Raw genomic sequence first — 19,043 nt, 5'->3', positions numbered from 1 at the left:
AAATAAAACAGTAGCCTCGGTGCAGCGCAGCGGAACCCGGGATTTTACTATTCCAGTTAACTACAGAACTACTTGATGCAGTAGCTTTTTTGAATTTATATCACGTAAGGTTAATGTAATATTTGCGTGCTAAAATATAATCATAAGCCTAAGTAGGGGCCGTTGCATGGCACTTTTAAAAACATTTAAAGATCTTATCGCAGCAGGTGAGGGGCATTATCAAGAAAATTTTAGAAATTTAAGAGATGATGTCAAAATTGCAATATATCAGAAATTACTTTTTAAAGCAGGCGAAACAGCTGAAGGAAGTGATGAACGAAAAGCCTTAGCGAGTTTAAATGATCTTGATTTCCAGAATAGTCTATCTCAAGAAGTACGCGATGGAATAAAAATCGAACAGCAACGATATGCTACCGCCAAAGCCAATGCCATCTATCAAGATTACCTGCGTGAAATAACCCTGGAGCGTGTAAGAAGTAAGGTCACCTTGCTTGATAAGGAGGGACATTTAGTTCTAACAGCACAAGAACAAGAAGAAGTGAAGAAGAACCATGAGGATTTTTTGTTTGATGAACACGGACGGTTAACCTCAGGGGTTTTATCTGAAAAGGAACAAAGCGAGATACTTAAGAAGCGTGACGATTTATTGTTTGATCCCCAAGCTCGTTTAATTTACGAGTTAACACTATCTGAAAAAGAACAAGAAAAGGTACTTAAGAAGATAGAAGCTGCTCTAAACATGCCGAATGTTGACGATAGACAAGGTATAGAGATTAAAGGGGGGCTTAAAAAGGTCCTTGGTGGTCGTACACCTACTGACACTACTTTATGTTCTATTGATTTAAGTGGTCAAGTAAATGGTGAAGGCACCGATGTGCATAGGAAGCTAAGGGATAAGTTTGTAAAAAAATATGGTGGACAGCCGCTTCTTTCTCATCAAAGAGCAAGCATGGTTGCCTCTTTTGAAGAAACTTATGCGCATATGAATTTAATGGCGAGAACATTTGAGCGGCGTTCCATAACCTATGGTGAAGATAAGGAAACAATTAGTCATGATGCGTGGCAAAATATTCGCCATAATGCCGCGCTGAAGATTCAGGATGAAGTGGCCAAGGCTTATAAGGAAGCCGTTAAAAAATCCAGTGATTCAAATGGTAAGGTTGATGTAAATAAACTTAATCAAAATTTGGCTAAAGAAAGAGTTAAATTAGCTGAATCTGCAAAAAAAGCACTTATAGAAGGAGTCGTTGCGCATTTAAAAGAACGCGTAGCGTTATCTTTAGAATTTGATGAAGAAGGAAAGTTAACTTCAGGAAAATTAACGGAAGCAGAACAAAAGGAACTACTTAAGAAGCATCAGAATTTAAAATTTGATGAAGAAGGGAAGTTAACTTCTGGAAGCCTTACGAAAGAAGAGCAAGAGGCTCTAATTAAGAAGCGTACTAGAGAAACTGTTTTAGGATACATGCAAAAACTAAGCGGCGAGTTGAATAAACATGTCTTTACTGCGGAGACGGCTACAGGATATGACTATTTTTACACGTCCAATTACTTACAACAAGGGATGTTAATAAGCGGAACTAAACAGACAGCACATGACAAACCTTCGTTTATTCCAGGGTTACAAACAGAAGATCAAGCGGCTTTTAGGCGAGTTACTTATACTTATCAAGATGAAACGGGTGTATTGCATCCAACTCCCGCTGTGAGTGCGCGTATCCCCTCACCAGCACTGGTTTTTCATCCCACGATGAGCGAAGACGACATTAGAAGAGATCTAGTAAATAAATTTGGTTTTCTTCATGCGCAAATGCGTAATATGCGTGGTGGCAAAGAAGGTCCTGCCGTAGAAAACTTATTTACTTCGTTTCATTCAGAAGCATTTGAAACTATAGGAGATAATAATAACCGACAAAGAGCCAGTGCCCTCTATATGATCCAGGCCATGCATGAGTTTAATGCAGGACAGAAAGAGTTAGAACCAGGCAAAAATAATTTCTTATACGTACAAAATATCGGTACAAACCGGCATACTCGAGATTTAGGTTATCGAGATGATAGAAGTTTCGTTACCGGTTCTGTGGAACTGGATGACATTACCTTAAGTGCCGAAATGGCCATGCTGCACACGTTTCAAGAAAATAGTGCTTATTTAAGTGAAGAAGTAAAGGAAAAAATCACTGCTATCAATGCTAGAGTACGTGAGCATTATGATACTTTTTTAGATGATAAACAGAGACCAACATATTTCGCTCAGTCAATAGCGGGTGATACTTTAATTAAAGAGATCAGAGCATTTAAAAAAGAATTAGAAAGTGGGTTATCGCAACAAGAGGATGATGACGATTTACCTTCATTAGCGTCCAATGCACTTGCAAGAATGATTGCTACTAACCAGCATTGGGATGTACGCTACGGTCAACTGAGCCAAGCGCTTAGTATGTATATCGAATGGGCATCAACTGGGGGCTGTAAAAGTGGTAATGAGCGTAATCAGGATGTCATGTTGCGCTTTGCCTTATTGAAAAGTATTCATGAGCGTGTAGAACATAACGATGGAAAGCTGGATAAGCTGCAAAAGCATGAAAAAGCAATTTATGCTCAAATGAAAGCATATGCAAAAGGAGAAACAGCGGATCCCGATGAATTACGTGCTGCGATTGCTGTATCGGTAAGCAAAAGTAACTTGCACGGGGGTGCGGCAGCAATTTCACGCGAAGACCAAGGCGGTGCTGCGAAAGTAAGCAGTTTTTCATTTGTGCAGAATATAAAAAATCCTTTCTTGCGTTGGACTGCGCGAATTGGGCTTGGACTGTTTGCTTTAGCAACAGCACCCTTATTACTGATTCCTTCAGTTAGAAAGTTCTATATCGCCCAATTAATTGATACTAATAATGCGGCAGATAGAGAAATGAATCTTGATGCTACCGGCGCAAGTAAAACCCAGGCACATAAAGGCCAGGATAAACGTACTCGTGAGGTAATTTTAGAGGTGTTAAAGGAAGATGAATTATTTAATAAGAAGAAAGGTGGAACAGAATTAACGAGTACGGAAAAGGACGGACTTAAGAAAGCCAAGGGGGGCTCTCATGAAGGCTATGAGTTTCAAGTTGAGAAAGAAGAGGCCAAAGTCAAAGTTGTTGAGCCTCAATTTAATGATGGTCCAAAAACACTGGTAGATCGTTTGGGGGTTAAAGAGATTCCAAAGCAACCAGTGGTATCACCGCGATCACAAATTGACTTAGTTGATCCTAAAGAGGGTATTGGTGTTGACCTTTCTGACGAATCGGGTCTAGGAAAGGGAGAGCAATATAGTAGTACTCCTACGAATGTCTAAGAACTTTGACTTTTTGGCAGCCTATTGTTCCAGGGTGAGATACAGCCCTGGTTGAAGGCTGTAACCCAGGATATTGGATAACTCATTCTTTTAAGTGAGAAACTCAACTACAAAGACCTGTAATTTTTTCTTTTATTTCTTCAGATAATTGTGTTAGCGGCAAGGTACTCAATGCTGCACTTTGGTATAAACGCTTGATCTCTGGATTTTCTATCGAATCTAAATGCAACGCAATGGTTTGCACATCCCCTCTTGCTAATGGTCCTGTGAGTGACTCTGCAATACGTTCGGTTTGTTCTAAGTTATTTAAATTACCTTGCATTAAATTGACTATCATCCGTCGACTTTGTTGTGCATCGATACCTGCTTTAAGAAACAATTCTTCACTGCAGGATGCCAAGGTAATTAAGTAATTTGAAGCCATACATGCCGCAGCATGATATGCTGTTTTTGCCTCCGGTTTAAGGGTAATGAGATGAGAACCTAACTGCTTGAACGCGCTTTTTAGCCACTCGCATACTTCAGAGTCACCCTCCAAAACACAATCAACTTGATAAAATGCTGTGGGCTCCAGATAATTTGCTTTAAATGCTTTTAAAGGATGAAAACTCGCGACTAAGCAGCCTTGTTTTCTTAAAGGAGCCAATACAGCTGAACTCAAAACCCCACTGCAGTGAATAACAAAATTACCCGGCTTTAAGACATCAGTATGAGTGAGGATTTCTACGGCATTGTGAATGGCATCATCATTACAGCATATCCAGATTACTTCAGCTGCAGGTAAGTGCGCAATTTTGTCAACTACCTGGCCGGAACCAATCTCCTGCCTCGCCCTTTGTGCACTTTCCAAACTGCGATTACAAATGGAAAAGGACGAGATGAGATGAGCTTTAGATAAGGCCAGTGCGATATTTTTACCTAATCGGCCTGCGCCTATGATATTGCATTTCATATTTATTTTCTTTGTCTTGATGGATCGTCAGTACGTCATCCGCATAATTAAGGGGCTTCTCAATAGGACTGGGTCCTACGTCCTGATCTCTTTTATTCGGGCTTAATGAGTCATTATAACGTATTATAAGGTATTAAAAATGCAATTTTAGCAAAAAACCATCACCATCTCGATGAATTCCTGGTTATAATACTCTCAATTTGTCATATTGAGAATGAATTATGCCTTATTTGCTGAAGGGAAACGCAGAACAAATTTTTCATGCTTTTGGACAGGGCTGGGCCATTGCAGAACAAAAAGATGACACAAAAATAATTGCGGATCTCCCATCTGTGAATTTCCTGGGTACGATACAGCAAGCAATAAGACATTTTAATATCTGGCGCAAACAGGCTCTAGGGAAATATTATCTGCATGGTAATATGACTGCAGGAAATCTGTCCTATTTATTTGGACCCGAGCCGCTCAAAAGAGAAAAGGAAGACTCAGAGGCTTACAAGGCGAATTTAGGTTGCCATGATTTTGCCTATATTAATGACGCAGGAGAGGACTGCGGCGTTATGGTGATGTATCGAAAGGATGACCCGAAACAGTGGGTAATCGGTTTAATAAAAAAGGGTCATGCAAGTCCACAAACCAGAGAAATTGTCTGTGTAGCAAGCTTTAATTTAACCCCGTATATTAAATCGCCTGCTGCTGGGGTGAACGTTTCTCCCGTGTCATCTATAGAACCCTTATTAAAGCAGATTGGTTCTGCTATTCCCGGTTTTTTATTACACAATGCAGTCCAAGGGAATAACGAGATTAACTTACGATTTCATCGTATTGCCCTATTGATGCGAAAAATCCAAGTAGCGCAAGAAACGGCAACCCTCCACGAACCGCTTCCTTTTGCTGAACTTAATTTATCCGCGTTATTTGCAGAGAATCCAGCCCTGGATTTGCTTTTTCAATACAAAATACTGGATGAGCTTCCGTTGTCCGTTTCTCTGCTCAAGGAGCTTTTATCTGAATCCAGTCCATTACGTAAAGAAATTCAAAGAATTCAATTAACATTCACTGATGATGAACGCATTAATAAAAGTTTATTAAAAAGCATCATCGTATTTTACGAAAAGGGAATTCTTGAGCAAAACCGGAAGCTACTGACCAATCTTGAATTGATTAGAAAGTTTAGTGGCTACATGAGGGATGAGACCCAAATTAAGCTACTTCCATTTTTAATTCAACAATCCTATCCGGAGGAATTAATTCGAGATATTTTATCTGAAAAAGCTTACTACCAAGCTATAGCCAGTTTAGTTGAGTTGGAGCCGGCACTCACAGAAGATGTCCCTAAATTTTTTAAAGAATCTAAATCGAAACGTGACGAATTAAAACTTATTTTTTCTATACCGGATGAAGACTGCAGACGACTTTGTTTGATATTTTGGGTCAAAGGATCTTTATCTGAAGATGGTTATCAACAAATCGTTGCTGCAACAAAGAAATATCCCTTATTGGCTTCAAGCCTGGTGGCTTTAGACCAAACCAAAACCATTACTATTGAAGATCTAGAAAAGCTTGCGCTAAATCCACACCAACATTTACAAAAATCAATTGCTCACCATTTCGCTAAAGAATTTCAAGAGCTTCATGATGTAACATCAAGATTACGCAAACTAACTCTTGACGAGTTAAAAGCAGCAAGCACCGCGTTACTTCTATTAAAAAAATCAGGTATTACTGCCCCTCTTCAAGCCTATCATTTAGTATTAGAGAAGGATAATAAAGGACAAGCCTTACGCCTGCTTTTACCACAATTAGCGAATATGGAGGATAAAACGCGAACGTTATTGATGGAAGTTCTTTATAGCGGGGTAGTGCATGGGATACAAACTCAAGGCAATAAGGTCCTTGCCATAAAAGATCCAGTACAATTGGCTTTGGCTGACAGCCTGCGCGAGCGTTTTATTTGTGTCAGGCAAATGCAAGACTTAAAGATCGGAAAAGATCTGATCGAATTGGCAGCACAAGAAGAGAGGGAAGAAGCTAAACGGTTTCGGCACATTATTTTGCGGGTTGAGGCTCAATGCAAAATAATTCATGAGCGTTTAGCTGGGTCTAAATCATCCAGTGAAATGCATAAAAAATGGAAGGATGCAGAAGAAGCTTATAGGAAAAAATTATACAATATTTCTTATGATGCGCTCATGAATCCTCATGCCGATGATGTGCGGACTACATTAAAGAACGCTGAAAATGAAGTACTTAAAATTGTCGATCCTGAAATTGAGTCTGATTTATATAGATTTTTATACAATGCCTTAATTGTTATTGCTAATATAGTTAGCTGCACCCTTTCCCTTGGAGGGGCTAACGCATATAAATACTACAAGACTGGCAATTTCTGGTTTTTTAACCAGACTCGCTCAGGAGAGGAAATACGCGAACTGGATAAGGAAGTGCTTAAGCTTATCGATCTAGAAAACTCGGATGAAAATGGAGTGTGTTTTCCCCTATCCTGGTGTCAAATGAGTTAGTCAAACGTAACCGAAGAAGGTTACCGCCCTTAGCCCGGAACCAATCTCCCTCCGGGCGGGGCATTCTTACTGATCAGGCATGTAATTTGCATGATGATTCATTCAAAAACAGTGTGTCATGAGTTTGAGTAATCCATTAAGTATTTGAATCTTAACTGTTTAGTTTCCTTGTTATCTGTTTGAAAATTATTCTTGAACTTATTGAATATTTCTGCCTAATATGAACTATTCTAAAAGGACGACTGGGATTTAATGGATTAAAATATGGGAATTCCAAAAAAAGCACTCAGAAATAATAAACTCACTTATGTAGAAAAAATTTCGGATAGCTCTCATGAAACATGGAAGGTTTCCTTTGAAGAAGATGGTGTTGTCAAGAAGGCTTTTTTTAAAAAATTAGAGCCTAAAAATCACTATCCTGAATTATTAGCCAAAATCAGTGTAGCTACCTCATCATTCAAAAGGTTATTCCAAGGAAAAAGATCGGCCGAAGAGCGTTTAGTATTCGAGGAGTATGATCTCGAATTAATGCCAGATAGTAACAAAACTATAAAAGATAACACACTTTATATTAAATTAGAGCAAAAAGACCTCCTCGAATACACTGTTAAAACTCCTGATGGCTTACTAAAGAAGGATACTATTGCAGTAAAGGATATACCAAACTTTAATCCTGAACTGCCCTTAATGGAACAGCTGAATACTATAAAAAGTAATATCTTGGAAATCACCTCAAAAAGAGGCCACACTCAAGATAAGTTAATTGGTACACTATCTATTGGTATTGAGGGTTTTAAACCGCTCCATTATGCGAGTCAGGGTATTCCTGTTAACAGTACTTTAAAGGAGCAAGTTGCTCCCAGTGTGAAAACCCTGGTCGAAAAAGATGTCATGGAAACTTTGCTCGGCCGATGGTTCCTGGATGATGATGATTCGCATCCTCATAACCTCGGTATAGCTGAGGAGCTGACTGCGGATATTGATTTTGATATGTTCTTCTATTGGTTCACCATCCATATGAAAGTACCAAGATCAGTAATCGGAGTACCTAAGGAACATGTAACGCTCACCGTTCGTGATTATGAAGCTTTTCCCAACGTTCAGGAATCCATGCCTTATCATTGGCCTTCTTACGAAAATCCAGGACAAGTTACCATTCCGGCTATTGTACCTAATGTAGCCCGCAAGCTATTACCTAAAGCTTATGCAGACCCAGTCGAGTTCGCGCGTCTGGCACAGAACTCTCTTGCCCAGGAACAGAAACTGGCCGCCGCTTTAAAGGCCCTATTAACATATCAACCGGAGTTACAACGTAAACGCTTAACAGAGCTCTTTGGTGATATGCCTTTAAATTACACCTCTTTAGAGGAGACAGATCCCAGCTTACGGGCTAAATATGAAGAGCTGTATCCTCGCTTTTGCAATGAAACGACGAACTCAAAATCATTTGTTGATTTTATGATGGATTTATATCAAGAACACTATGATAACTTATATCGAGTAGTGGTCTTTTACATGGGATGTACTGATAACGGCTATGGGTTACCGTTGTCACCTACTTATCTAGATCTTTACAAAAAGCCTTCTTTTTATCGCACCATACAGGAATGGGCCAAAAAGGAAAATGAAACAACCTATGCTAAAGAAGAAGATCTAAAGTACAATTCTGATGAATTACAAAAACGATATCACCAGGTCTGGCGTGATGCATTTGCACCAATAATGAAAGAGTTGATTCACAGTTCGTACAGACTAACGAACTCATTACTTAAAGAAGCCACTAATCCTCCCTACGTGCAAATTTCCGAACTACTAAGCAAAAAAGCAACTGATGACACTTTAACCAGTGCATGGGAGTTATTTGGAAACCTCCCTGTGCTTTCTGCTGAAATAATTGAAGCAAAGATTAGTGTTGATAAAGACAGTAATTTGCGTGGCGCATTATTATCTTTAGTTGCCTTTGTTAACGAATTTCGTGAAGTAACAAAGACTTATTATGAAAAAAAACGTAAGGATCTTACCGAAGAAGACAATCTTGAGTTTTCCAATAAACTGAGTTTACTCCATCAAACATATAACCTAAAAATTCGCCAGGCCTTGGCGAATACAACAACTTATGCTGCTGAATTTAATAGTATTGCATCCAGCCTTAAGCTCATTGCAGAACAGGTCAATTTCCAATTGCATTTGACCACTACAGACGAACTGATGGAAGAAGCATTACTTGCCGTGAAACGAGAAGTGCTGCCTTTTACACATGAAGACGTGAAAAAACAATACCATGATTCATTGTTTGTTTGGGCAAAAAGTCTCAAACCTGAAGAATTGGAACATTATATCAATGAAATTATAGATAAAAAATATGCGCCAGTAGTCACCTCACTTTCATTCCGCCAAAGGGCTGAACCGGTGAAGAACTATTTAAAATCGAGCTCAAAGGAACGTGGTGATAATCGTTTGGCTTATATTTTAAGCTCAGGAACCCAGCAAGATGGGGCATTGAATACTTTGCTTGTGCAGGGTCTTACTCCTCTGATGTTGCAAAAGCATCCTATACCAAGTATTGATCTTGCGATCAGAGATAAAAGTTTTGAAAAAGGCATCAATGATTTTACCCGAGATGTGGTGTTTTTTGCTAAAAAGGACAAACGCTTTACCCATCCTTATAGTGATGGGGGCATCGCGGTGCTGTATAAGACGATTTATGATTGGGTAGATACCCTTACCGATAAATCATTTAAAAGCTTAATCTCTTCATCATTATCAAAATATGAATCGAAGACATGGGGAAGTCTTTTGGGAGCCTCAAGGAGAGCAGAAGTAGAGGGTTATTTAAAGGGAAATTGTAATGCGAAAGTACTGGCTATGATCTTTATGAATGGAGGTGAGTCCTCCACCTTGAATGAGTGTCTGTTTGTCAAAATAATAGAAGCAATTAAAAGAGAAATCAGTAAGTATCCAGGGATGTTGGACGAGCCGAAATATCAATTAATTTCTCTATTTAATTTGGAAGAACATAAAACACATTATCTCAATAATCTGAGGTATCATCACGAAACAATTTCTGCGTCGCATCGACAATTACAAATTACCTCAGAATATTCTTATTAAAAAGCACGTTAAATGTACCGCTATACTTCAAGTGATCACGACCATGTTTGTGACCGCTGGAAGTATAGGTTATGATTCCTTTTTTTTAGAATGCTGTGAGCTTCACATGTCTTTTGATTTAATAAAAACATTGCCCCAATACCTGATTCCTCAACATGGGCTTACTAGCCTTGCTGGTTGTTTGGCTGAAGTAAAAAATACCAAAGTAAAAAATTACATCATTCAACGATTTATAAGTAAATATCAGGTGAATATGAGTGAGGCTTTGATCGAAGATCATACTGCATATTCCTGTTTTAATGATTTTTTTATTCGTCAGCTAAAACCAGGATGTAGGCCCTTGGCGGATGCGGATATTATTTCACCTGTAGATGGTTGTGTGAGTGAAATAGGATCTATAGAGCAGGGTCAATTAATTCAAGCAAAAGGTCGTTATTATTCCGTGGCGGATCTTTTAGCATGTAATAACAATGTGGCTTCTCAATTTATTAACGGACATTTTGTTACTTTGTATTTGTCACCTAAAGATTACCATCGTGTGCATATGCCTATGGATGCTAAAATTACCTCGATGACCTATATTCCAGGAGCTTTATTTTCAGTTCAACCTTCAACGGTTCGCATTGTACCCAGACTGTTTGCGCGCAATGAGCGACTGATTATCTTTTTTTCCACCGAAACAGGTCCTATGGTTATGGTGATGGTTGGAGCAACTATAGTTGGCGCGATAGGAACCAGTTGGCATGGGGATATCAAGCGGAGTAAGACTCGTGTTGATTTTGAATACAATCAGGATAAAGAACAAAGGGTAATGGCCCAAGGCGATGAAATGGGCTATTTTAAATTGGGATCAACCGTTGTCTTGCTGTTTGCAAACGATATGCAAGTACATTGGAATGAAGCGTTAAGAGCAGGAAGTGCAATCCGTTTAGGTGAGGCACTCGGTGAAATTAAATAATTGTACCTATTCACGATTAAGAAATGTAGCCTGGGTGCAGCGCAGCGGAACCCAGGCTACACGCTTATCTCAAACTTATGTTAATGCAAATAGGGTTCCCAATTTGTTATTCATGGCATTCTGATAAACAACCGAAGCGACACTTACATCCTGTATTGAAAGCCCTACAGATTTGAATGCGGTAATTTGGTTTTTGAAGTCTGTATTTTTGTGTATTAGCCAATCGCCTATCTCAATGACATCCTCTTGCTTTAACTGCTTTTTCTGGACCGCACTGATAATTTCGCCTGCTTCAGCCATAACAGCACTCCATTGATCAACAATCACTACAGCATGTCTAAGTACATCACTGCTTATTTCTTTCATATTGGGGGTGTGTGAACCTATGGCATTAATATGAACATGAGGCTGTAGGTCTTGCAAATGAATTAATGGTTCAGTACTGCCCGTCGCAGTGCAGATTATATCTGCATTCTTGATTGCGTCAGGAATATGGTCATATACATTGATAGCATATTGGCTGGCGAACTTTGTTGCAAATTGCTCTGCCTTCTGTATGTTTCTTGACCATACCGATACCTGCTTTATATCACGCACCGTTGCAACAGCTTGAAGTTGTGTTTCTGCCTGTACCCCTGAGCCAATGATTGCAACATGGGTTGCGTTATCTACTGCAAAATATTGAGTTGCCAATCCGGAAACTGCCCCGGTTCTTAGAGCGGTCAAATAACCTGCGTCCATGAGTGCCTTGGGTTCGCCAGTACTGGCATCAAGTAACATGATAAAACCAGTGATAGAGGGCTTGTTAAGTGCACTATTTTTAGGAAAAATAGAGGCTACCTTCAAGCCTAAAGCCTTGTCTTGAGCCAGATATGCTGGCATGGTTAAAGTAAGCGCATCTTCTTCATCAATAATAATACCTGTTCTTAAAGGTAATTTAACTTGTTGTTTTGCTAATTGAATAAATGCATGTTCCATTGCCTTAATTGCTTGACTCATGGTGATGCTTTGTTTGACTTCATCTAAGGACAATAAGCGAAGACTCATAATAATTTAACCTCCAAATTCTTTAGTTAAAGCAGATAATAAAGTGGGGTATTTGAAGTTAAATTGATATTCTGACAACCGCTGAGGTGCAACGGTTTGTCCTGACAATAATAACTCCTCACCCATTTGACCAAATAAAAGTCGTGTAATCCATGCCGGCATCCATAAGAAAGCCGGTTTTTTCAGTACCCGGGCGAATGTTTTGGTAAATGTTTTTTGCGATACACTCTCAGGTGCTACTAGATTCACTGGGCCTGTAATCTCTGGGTGTGCTATTAAATACAAGATGGCTTCAACGAGGTCGGTGCTATCAATCCATGCCAGAGGTTGTTCTCCAGAACCAACTACAGCCCCCATTCCATATCGAGCAGGCAACTCCAGTTTTTTTAACATTCCCTTACCCCGTTTTAGAATGACGCCAAAACGCATTAGAGTAACAGGCATGCCTCCATCAAACCCTTTTTTTGCAGCCTCTTCCCACTGAGTAACCAGGCGGTTTGCAAAACTGGTTTCAGGAGAGTCAATGGGGGGAGTAGTTTCGGTAAATGTAATATGGTCTTGTGCCAGTATCTTCTGCAAACCATAAATGCCAACAGCACTTGCATTATATAAGTGAGGTTTTTTAGTGTCGGCCTTTATACCCCAAAGAACTAATTGATTAGTTGTTTCAATTCGACTTGAAAGTAACGTCTCTTTTGTTTTAGCGCTCCATCTATGGTCGGCAATATTTTCACCCGCCAAATTAATAATCACATCAAATTCGTTGGGGTTTAATGTATTAAGTTTAGCCCAAGTGGTTCCATGAACTGAACTTGAAAATGTACGGTTAATTTTTTCCTCATCTCGTCCTATGACATAAATTTCGTGTCCAGAATGAAGTAACTCAGGCACCAATATTTGACCAACTAATCCTGTTCCACCACTGATAATGATTTTCATGAGAACCTCCCTATAGAATGGGTCTAATAATACCTTAAGCGAATTCATTTTACACAAAAATGAGATGTGCGATTTGTTTTAGAAAAATATAACATTTATGTCTATCCTTATTATTAATACCTTTAAGGAAATAACCATCATGTCCAATAAAAGTTTAACTGGGATAATCGGGATGAGCAGTATATTGTTTTCCACAATAGTTTTGGCTGACTCTAGCAAGAGCCTGACTAAAGATGAATGGTTAGCCTCTTTTAAAGAGCAAGCCCCAGCGAAAATGTGCCGGCAATTAGTAGATGATGCGAAGACGAATAAACTGCTTGCAAACGCTAATATAAGCTATGATAAATGTGTGGCATTAATTTCGGTAAGTTTTGATAAATGTAAAACAAAATTTTATTCAGAATTACCCGCAAACATAGATGATAAAAACATATCAACATGGGGGAACAACCTAGGAAAGTGCATTGGTATTGATTTTTTTTCGAATAACCTAGCAGTTACTCCTCAATCAACATCTGCACCAACAACTACACCGGACACCACTTCGCCAACAACGAAACCAGGTGAGGTAAAATAGAGTAGTTTAAAGTTTAAAAACCTATCAATGGTACCGAGAAGAGGACTCGAACCTCCACGGAGTTGCCCCCACTAGCACCTGAAGCTAGCGTGTCTACCAATTCCACCACCTCGGCATTGGGCGCTAAGTTACTCATATTTTGCTGAACTGTCAATGGCTTTTTCAGATTTCAATCCTACTTTCCTGGGTAAAATATTGCGATTTTATGACCTCCGATACTCACATACTGCGTGTATGCTCCATTTCGGTGCTCTAAAATCGCAGCATTTTGGCTCAAGAGAGCGAATTGTAAATAGACCCTTTTCACTTCCAGGCTAGCTGGAATAAGGAGTCCCTGCTTTTAAAATGCGTTCTCTCACTCCTTGCCAATTTCCTGTTTCAGGGGGAAGTTCGATTGTAATGATTTGAACATCGGCTGCGTCCGCTCTCCTTAACTGATAATACAAGTCAAAGGCCACTTTTTCGGGATGATCTGCCAAAAGATGGAAATGCTCTTCACGGATGTTCATTGGCCGTTTGCTTGCAATAACATACACTTCTGCTGGATTTTTTTGGCAAAAATCGGCAAGAGCTTCGTAACTGGCAAAATAATATAAGATTTTTTGGGGTTGGTAATGGCTTTCCAGTTTCCCGGGAACACGTAGGGTACTCTCAAGGTGAAAGGAGGGGGGCCCAATTACTTTAGCTATAGTTTTTTCATCAATAAGACCATGACGTAAAATTTGATAGTTTTCTGCATGCGTCGCATCAATGATGGTCGATTCAATGCCTACGCTACAACGGCCCCCATCTAATATGGTTAACTCTAGGTTAGGAAATGATTCGCTAACGTGTTGCGCGGTAGTAGGGCTGACTTTTCCAAAGGGGTTGGCTGAAGGCGCAACCAGTGGGATACCTAATTGTGTCAATAATTCCTGGGCTATGGGGTGGGCCGGACATCTGATGGCGACAGTAGTCTGGCCACCTGTAATTAACGGATCGATTTGATTGCGCTTGCCATGCAAGACCAGAGTTAAAGGACCAGGCCAAAAATTTTTCATGAGTTGTTGCGCATAAACAGGAATGTCTTCAACCAAGGTATTGATATCCCAGTTTTGTGGGACATGAACAATTAAGGGATGATTTAATGGTCTATCTTTCATCACAAAAACTGTTCTAATGGCCTTTTCATTATTAATAGGCGCGGCTAAACCATAGACAGTTTCTGTAGGTATGGCTACAGGTTTCCCTTCACGTAAGTCGTTGATAACCCGATTAATATTGGTGGTAATTAAAGGCATATCCCAATCATAGATTTAAAAACCCCTTATTTTTACACAAATTGCAAGAGAAATCAGTATTTTTGCGTTTTCAATTTTACCAACATAGAATGACTATACATATATAGAGATATCAGGAATTGTGTCGTGTTACTTAATTTATTAGAAAAAACAGTGGATGGTTATTTTGCCGTCATTCCCAGGGATAAACCCCCGATGGAAACCGTTAAGTCCGCTCGTTTGATTGCACATAGAGGTGCCCATAATCATGCAGAGGGGATTATTGAAAATACACTTGCTGCATTTAATTCGGCGAAAGAATTGAAATGCTGGGGAATTGAATTTGACGTGCGCACAACAGCAGATAAAGTCCTGGTGGTAAATCATGATGCTACTTTAAAGCGCCTCTGGAAACAGGATCGCGCAATTACTGACCTGAGCTTTAATGAACTGCGGGCTCTGGTTCCCGATGTGCCCACGCTTAATGAGGTGGTTGCTGCCTACGGGGAGAGTATGCATTTGCTGATTGAATTAAAAGCACCTTTTCAGGATGAGGATCTTTTAGTAGAAGCTTTAAATGGGTTATCTGCGGGTGAAAATTATCATTTGTTAACTCTGGATTCTGCAATTTTTTATTCATTGTCACAATTCCCCAAGGATGCTCTTTTGCTGGTTGCATCGCATTGTAATGTGCATCAATTTTGTAAAACCAGCTTAAATGAGGATTATGGTGGCGTACTTGGCCATTATTTTTTGATCAACAACAAAATAGTTAACCGATTCAAAGCAGCCGAAAAAATTGTCGGTGTGGGTATGATAGATTCTAAATACAGCTTATACAGAGAATTAAATCGAGGAGTAAACTGGCTTTTTACCAACCGTGCAGATGAATTGAATTATTATTTGCGTCATTTTTAGCAAGTAACAAAGTCCATATCCTTTTGTTTTTTTAAACGTCATCTTAAGTTCAGCTTGCAACCAATTGACCGGCTGCACTAGATATGTTCTGATAGCAATCAAATATTGTGTTGATATTTTGATTTGGGATTATTCATTTTCATTAGGCTTCTTTGGAAGCTTACCCCCAGAAATACAAGTAGATACATGCGAAATTAAAAAATATAAGTAATGTCGAAGCTAATTTTGTTAAAAAGGATGTAGCTATGGGATGGGCGGATAAATTTTGGACGGCAACCAATTGGGTTTTAGATACAACCGTACATGTAGTAGCAGATACCATGAACACGTGCGGTACACTGGCATGTACCCTTGGCGGAGCTGCCTATGCGCTATCTAATGTGCTTCCTTTACAGGAAGTCAATGCAGCATACTACGGGGGGGTGCATGCTGTCGGTAATTTTTCTCTAGGGATCAATGTTACCAATTTGAATTATTATGTCCATGAATGGCTCCCTGTGTCTTACAGTAACCAGGTAAATAATGACACTCCTGCTTATAATCTGACTGAGTATGTGAGTTCAGGCATGGTTAGCTCAATCAGCGCCATGTGTATTGGTTCAGGTATTGTCTTAAAAACTTTAGGTGCCAATATTAATCATTGGCAAGAAAACAGGGAAGAACGACGTTTTTATGCGCACAGTAAAAGAATTCAAATTACCAGTCCTCAGTTAAAAGAATATCTTTATGTGAGTGCTGAAGCCTTTAGCAGCTCAATATCCACAGCCATGCTCAGTAATGCAGTTGCCGCAGCGGTTCTTTATTTTTCAGGCAAGGTTTTTCCTGATTTTACTTACCCTCCTAGCGGAAAAGAAAAAGTATTTGGAGAGCATTATAATGGGGCAGTGATAACCCAGCCTTTTAATGTAACAATCGATTTGGGCGAGAGTAACTTTACTGTACCTCTATATTTTGAAAATTTGAACGTTTTACTCAAAAAATCAGTTGATGCCGCGCTACATGCTACTTATGGCGGTGGTTTTTTCTTTAAGCCGAGTGGCGCCACGCAAAATCCTCCTTTAGCTGTGACGGAGGCGGTTTCTTCAACAGTGGGGGCAAGTGCTTATCTGGCAAGTAATTTTTTTGCTGCTAAATCGAGGCAACTGCACTCTGAAAGAATACACGAGGCAGAAGCCAATACGTACATCTTAATTAACTCGTGATAAATTAGCGGCGTAGAAACAAAATCGTATTACCCGAGAAGCGGGCTAACGTTCAATAATCGCCGCAACACCCATCCCTCCTGCAGTGCAGACACTTAGAAGAATGCGTCCATGACCTTTATTGGCAAGTATTTTTGCTGCGGCACCAACTAATCGTCCGCCTGTAGCTGCAAAGGGATGGCCAAGGGCAAGACTACCTCCTTTAATGTTCATTTTTTGCGGATCAATACTCCCTAAAGGTTTATTGAGGTTCAAAACTTTTTGGCAGTATTCAGCAGATTCCCAGGCTTTTAAAGTGCAGAGCACCTGTCCGGCAAAAGCTTCATGAATTTCATAATAATCAAAATCGTGCAATTTGAGTCGATTCCGTGCCAACAAACGCGAAACCGCAATGGTTGGTGCCATTAATAGGCCTGCGCCATGCACGAAATCTACCGCAGCCACTTCGCAGTCCGCAAAATAAGCGAGGGGTTCCAGGTGATGTTTTTTTGCCCATTCAGGAGTGCTTAATAAAACAACGGAAGCGCCATCAGTGAGGGGGGTGGAGTTTCCTGCGGTCAAACTGCCTTTATCTGATTTATCAAATGAGGGTTTTAAGGCAGATAATTTTTCTAAAGAGGTATCTTTGCGGGTGATTGTATCTCGTTTTAAGGAATCAAGAGGTGCAATCAAATCCTCATAAAATCCTTCGTCATAGGCTTGTACGGCATTTTGATGTGAGCGAAGTGCCAATTCATCTTGATCCTTACGGGAAATTTGCCATTCTTTAACCATTAATTCACAATGTTCACCCATGGATAAGCCTGTTCGAGGCTCACGTACTTCTGGGACTTCGGGCTTTAACATACCTAACCGGAATTCCTTGAGTACCTTCAGTTTTTCCATAACTCCTTTAGCATTTTGAAATTTGATTAAAAAATGGGTCAATCTTCTTTGGCCAATTAATGGAATATCTGAATTCGTATCTGTTCCTCCACCGATGCCTGCTGCGATCTGTCCGCTAGCAATTTTTAGGGCGATAAGGTTAACTGCTTCTAAACCAGTACCACAGGCACGTTGTATGGTTAATCCGGGCGTTTCAGGAGAAAGGGAGCTTCCTAAAACAGTTTCACGAGCCAAATTCCAATCAAAAGGATGATTCATTATTGCTCCTGCAATAAAATCACCTAATAACTCGCCTTGGATCGTGTTTTTATTGATGAGATCAGCTAAGGCCGCACCGAGCAAATCCTGGTTGGACTTTCCTAAATAGTAAGTTTGTGATTTGACAAAAGGAGTACGGGAACTGCCAAGAATAGCCACTTTGTCTTTGAAGCTCATGTTAAAGTCCTTTTTTGCATATGATTTCTAAGATTAGCCAAAGAATAACTGGGTTTCTTTAGAATTATAGTCTATCTTGTCCTTAATCAGGCAGGGTTTAGCCGAAGAAAATCAACTCGGTGCTTTCAAGTCGAGAATAAAAAACAAGGAGGTTCTTATGTATACCTTATACTCATTGGGCACGCCTAATGGTATTAAACCGACAATTATGCTTCAAGAGTTGTCTCAATCTTACACGATTAAATTAATTGATATTTCTAAAGGGGAACAGTTTAATCCGGAATTTTTAAAAATTTCACCGAATAATAAAATCCCGGTTTTATATGATTCGCAAAAAGATTTTTACTTGTTTGAAAGTGTTGCCATATTGGAATATCTTGCAGAAAAGCACGGTAAATTTTTACCTGAATCATTGGCAGAGAAATATACGATTTTGCAATGGTGTTTTTTTCAAGCGGCACATATAGGACCTATGTTTGGCCAACTAGGCCATTTTCACCGGGCACCGGAAAAAATTCCCTATGCACTGAAACGTTATGCAGATGAAAGTGATCGTTTGCTTGGTGTTATGGAAAAACAATTGACACAATGCCCGTATATAGGTGGTGTGGAGTATACCATTGCGGATATGGCTATTTGGCCTTGGATTTACTGTTTTCAAATTTTTTACCAGCAGACTATTGATGCGCAGCGGTTTGCTCATTTACTGGAATGGTATCAACGAATCAGCGAACGTGCCGCAGTCAAAGCCGCTTTGGAGGCATATAATTTGACTTTAGAAGGTGAAAAGAAATAAAGCATGTTTTTTAAAATATGCTGTGGTTTATGGAGCATCTTAAGAAATCCCCCTCTCCAGGTTAAGCAAACATATGGAGGCGGGGGCAGGAGATAGGAGTCATAT

At 39.7% G+C, this 19,043-nt stretch carries 13 protein-coding genes and 1 tRNA gene; 8 read left to right on the top strand and 6 right to left on the bottom strand.

The features are described 5' to 3' along the window. The first annotated feature begins 166 nt into the window (after nucleotides 1–166). Nucleotides 167–3,337 carry a hypothetical protein gene (locus FOLKNPGA_RS17695; RefSeq protein WP_182351130.1) on the top strand — a complete coding sequence of 1,057 codons (3,171 nt, stop codon included), beginning with the start codon at nucleotides 167–169 and terminating at the stop codon, nucleotides 3,335–3,337. A 103-nt stretch (nucleotides 3,338–3,440) separates the two neighbouring features. Here FOLKNPGA_RS17695 and FOLKNPGA_RS17690 read toward each other — a convergent pair whose 3' ends face one another. Continuing rightward, the gene (locus tag FOLKNPGA_RS17690; RefSeq protein ID WP_182351129.1) at nucleotides 3,441–4,289 is read right to left on the bottom strand and encodes a Rossmann-like and DUF2520 domain-containing protein; all 849 of its coding nucleotides are present in this window, start codon (nucleotides 4,287–4,289) and stop codon (nucleotides 3,441–3,443) included. Between the two features lie 221 nt (nucleotides 4,290–4,510). On the opposite strand from FOLKNPGA_RS17690, the gene FOLKNPGA_RS17685 reads away from it, so the two are divergent. The 3 genes from FOLKNPGA_RS17685 to asd all read left to right on the top strand — a co-directional run bounded on the left by FOLKNPGA_RS17685 (nucleotide 4,511) and on the right by asd (nucleotide 10,880). Beyond that, on the top strand, nucleotides 4,511–6,811 hold the full coding sequence (locus FOLKNPGA_RS17685; protein ID WP_182351128.1) for a hypothetical protein: 2,301 nt from the start codon (nucleotides 4,511–4,513) through the stop codon (nucleotides 6,809–6,811). Nucleotides 6,812–7,075: 264 nt separating this feature from the next. Beyond that, complete coding sequence (locus FOLKNPGA_RS17680; protein ID WP_182351127.1) at nucleotides 7,076–9,922, top strand: hypothetical protein; 2,847 nt, start codon at nucleotides 7,076–7,078, stop codon at nucleotides 9,920–9,922. A 106-nt stretch (nucleotides 9,923–10,028) separates the two neighbouring features. Then, nucleotides 10,029–10,880, top strand: a complete 852-nt coding sequence (gene asd / locus FOLKNPGA_RS17675; protein WP_182351126.1) for an archaetidylserine decarboxylase — start codon at nucleotides 10,029–10,031, stop codon at nucleotides 10,878–10,880. Nucleotides 10,881–10,955: 75 nt separating this feature from the next. On the opposite strand, the gene FOLKNPGA_RS17670 is transcribed toward asd, so the two are convergent. Continuing rightward, nucleotides 10,956–11,927 (bottom strand): ornithine cyclodeaminase family protein, encoded by a 972-nt coding sequence (locus FOLKNPGA_RS17670; RefSeq protein WP_182351125.1) that lies wholly within the window; start codon nucleotides 11,925–11,927, stop codon nucleotides 10,956–10,958. 6 nt (nucleotides 11,928–11,933) lie between these two features. Then, nucleotides 11,934–12,866, bottom strand: coding sequence for a TIGR01777 family oxidoreductase (locus tag FOLKNPGA_RS17665; protein WP_182351124.1), 933 nt, complete (start codon nucleotides 12,864–12,866; stop codon nucleotides 11,934–11,936). Between the two features lie 139 nt (nucleotides 12,867–13,005). Between FOLKNPGA_RS17665 and FOLKNPGA_RS17660 the strand changes: the two genes are divergently transcribed. Then, the gene (locus tag FOLKNPGA_RS17660; protein ID WP_182351123.1) at nucleotides 13,006–13,443 is read left to right on the top strand and encodes a hypothetical protein; all 438 of its coding nucleotides are present in this window, start codon (nucleotides 13,006–13,008) and stop codon (nucleotides 13,441–13,443) included. A gap of 28 nt (nucleotides 13,444–13,471) precedes the next feature. Here FOLKNPGA_RS17660 and FOLKNPGA_RS17655 read toward each other — a convergent pair. Together FOLKNPGA_RS17655 and FOLKNPGA_RS17650 are read right to left on the bottom strand one after the other, a co-directional pair. Beyond that, a tRNA-Leu gene (locus FOLKNPGA_RS17655) sits at nucleotides 13,472–13,558 on the bottom strand. A 199-nt stretch (nucleotides 13,559–13,757) separates the two neighbouring features. Further along, nucleotides 13,758–14,723 (bottom strand): L-threonylcarbamoyladenylate synthase, encoded by a 966-nt coding sequence (locus tag FOLKNPGA_RS17650; protein ID WP_182351122.1) that lies wholly within the window; start codon nucleotides 14,721–14,723, stop codon nucleotides 13,758–13,760. Nucleotides 14,724–14,849: 126 nt separating this feature from the next. Here FOLKNPGA_RS17650 and FOLKNPGA_RS17645 point away from each other — a divergent pair, with 126 nt between their 5' ends. Both FOLKNPGA_RS17645 and FOLKNPGA_RS17640 read left to right on the top strand, forming a co-directional pair. Continuing rightward, entirely contained in the window at nucleotides 14,850–15,620 is a 771-nt protein-coding gene (locus tag FOLKNPGA_RS17645; RefSeq protein ID WP_182351121.1) for a glycerophosphodiester phosphodiesterase family protein, read from the top strand. Nucleotides 15,621–15,865: 245 nt separating this feature from the next. Beyond that, nucleotides 15,866–16,822 (top strand): hypothetical protein, encoded by a 957-nt coding sequence (locus tag FOLKNPGA_RS17640; protein WP_182351120.1) that lies wholly within the window; start codon nucleotides 15,866–15,868, stop codon nucleotides 16,820–16,822. 45 nt (nucleotides 16,823–16,867) lie between these two features. On the opposite strand, the gene FOLKNPGA_RS17635 is transcribed toward FOLKNPGA_RS17640, so the two are convergent. Next, nucleotides 16,868–18,142: an acetyl-CoA C-acetyltransferase gene (locus FOLKNPGA_RS17635; protein ID WP_182351119.1), complete on the bottom strand. Its 1,275-nt coding sequence runs from the start codon at nucleotides 18,140–18,142 to the stop codon at nucleotides 16,868–16,870. A 157-nt stretch (nucleotides 18,143–18,299) separates the two neighbouring features. On the opposite strand from FOLKNPGA_RS17635, the gene FOLKNPGA_RS17630 reads away from it, so the two are divergent. Further along, nucleotides 18,300–18,938, top strand: coding sequence for a glutathione S-transferase N-terminal domain-containing protein (locus FOLKNPGA_RS17630; protein ID WP_182351118.1), 639 nt, complete (start codon nucleotides 18,300–18,302; stop codon nucleotides 18,936–18,938). The last annotated feature ends 105 nt before the right edge of the window (nucleotides 18,939–19,043 follow it).

It is taken from the genome of Legionella sp. PC1000 (assembly GCF_014109805.1).
Lineage (GTDB): Bacteria > Pseudomonadota > Gammaproteobacteria > Legionellales > Legionellaceae > Legionella > Legionella resiliens.
The sequence above is the reverse complement of the archived record's forward strand: the minus strand, read 5'-3'. Positions and strand labels throughout refer to the sequence as shown.

Bases quoted from the DNA above. Each gene is read 5' to 3' on its own strand.
- FOLKNPGA_RS17695 (WP_182351130.1), top strand. From the start codon at position 167: ATGGCACTTTTAAAAACATTTAAAGATCTTATCGCAGCAGGTGAGGGG.
- FOLKNPGA_RS17660 (WP_182351123.1), top strand. From the start codon at position 13,006: ATGTCCAATAAAAGTTTAACTGGGATAATCGGGATGAGCAGTATATTG.
- FOLKNPGA_RS17690 (WP_182351129.1), bottom strand. From the start codon at position 4,289: ATGAAATGCAATATCATAGGCGCAGGCCGATTAGGTAAAAATATCGCA.
- FOLKNPGA_RS17640 (WP_182351120.1), top strand. From the start codon at position 15,866: ATGGGATGGGCGGATAAATTTTGGACGGCAACCAATTGGGTTTTAGAT.
- FOLKNPGA_RS17650 (WP_182351122.1), bottom strand. From the start codon at position 14,723: ATGCCTTTAATTACCACCAATATTAATCGGGTTATCAACGACTTACGT.
- FOLKNPGA_RS17685 (WP_182351128.1), top strand. From the start codon at position 4,511: ATGCCTTATTTGCTGAAGGGAAACGCAGAACAAATTTTTCATGCTTTT.
- asd (WP_182351126.1), top strand. From the start codon at position 10,029: ATGTCTTTTGATTTAATAAAAACATTGCCCCAATACCTGATTCCTCAA.
- FOLKNPGA_RS17680 (WP_182351127.1), top strand. From the start codon at position 7,076: ATGGGAATTCCAAAAAAAGCACTCAGAAATAATAAACTCACTTATGTA.
- FOLKNPGA_RS17665 (WP_182351124.1), bottom strand. From the start codon at position 12,866: ATGAAAATCATTATCAGTGGTGGAACAGGATTAGTTGGTCAAATATTG.
- FOLKNPGA_RS17635 (WP_182351119.1), bottom strand. From the start codon at position 18,142: ATGAGCTTCAAAGACAAAGTGGCTATTCTTGGCAGTTCCCGTACTCCT.
- FOLKNPGA_RS17670 (WP_182351125.1), bottom strand. From the start codon at position 11,927: ATGAGTCTTCGCTTATTGTCCTTAGATGAAGTCAAACAAAGCATCACC.
- FOLKNPGA_RS17630 (WP_182351118.1), top strand. From the start codon at position 18,300: ATGTATACCTTATACTCATTGGGCACGCCTAATGGTATTAAACCGACA.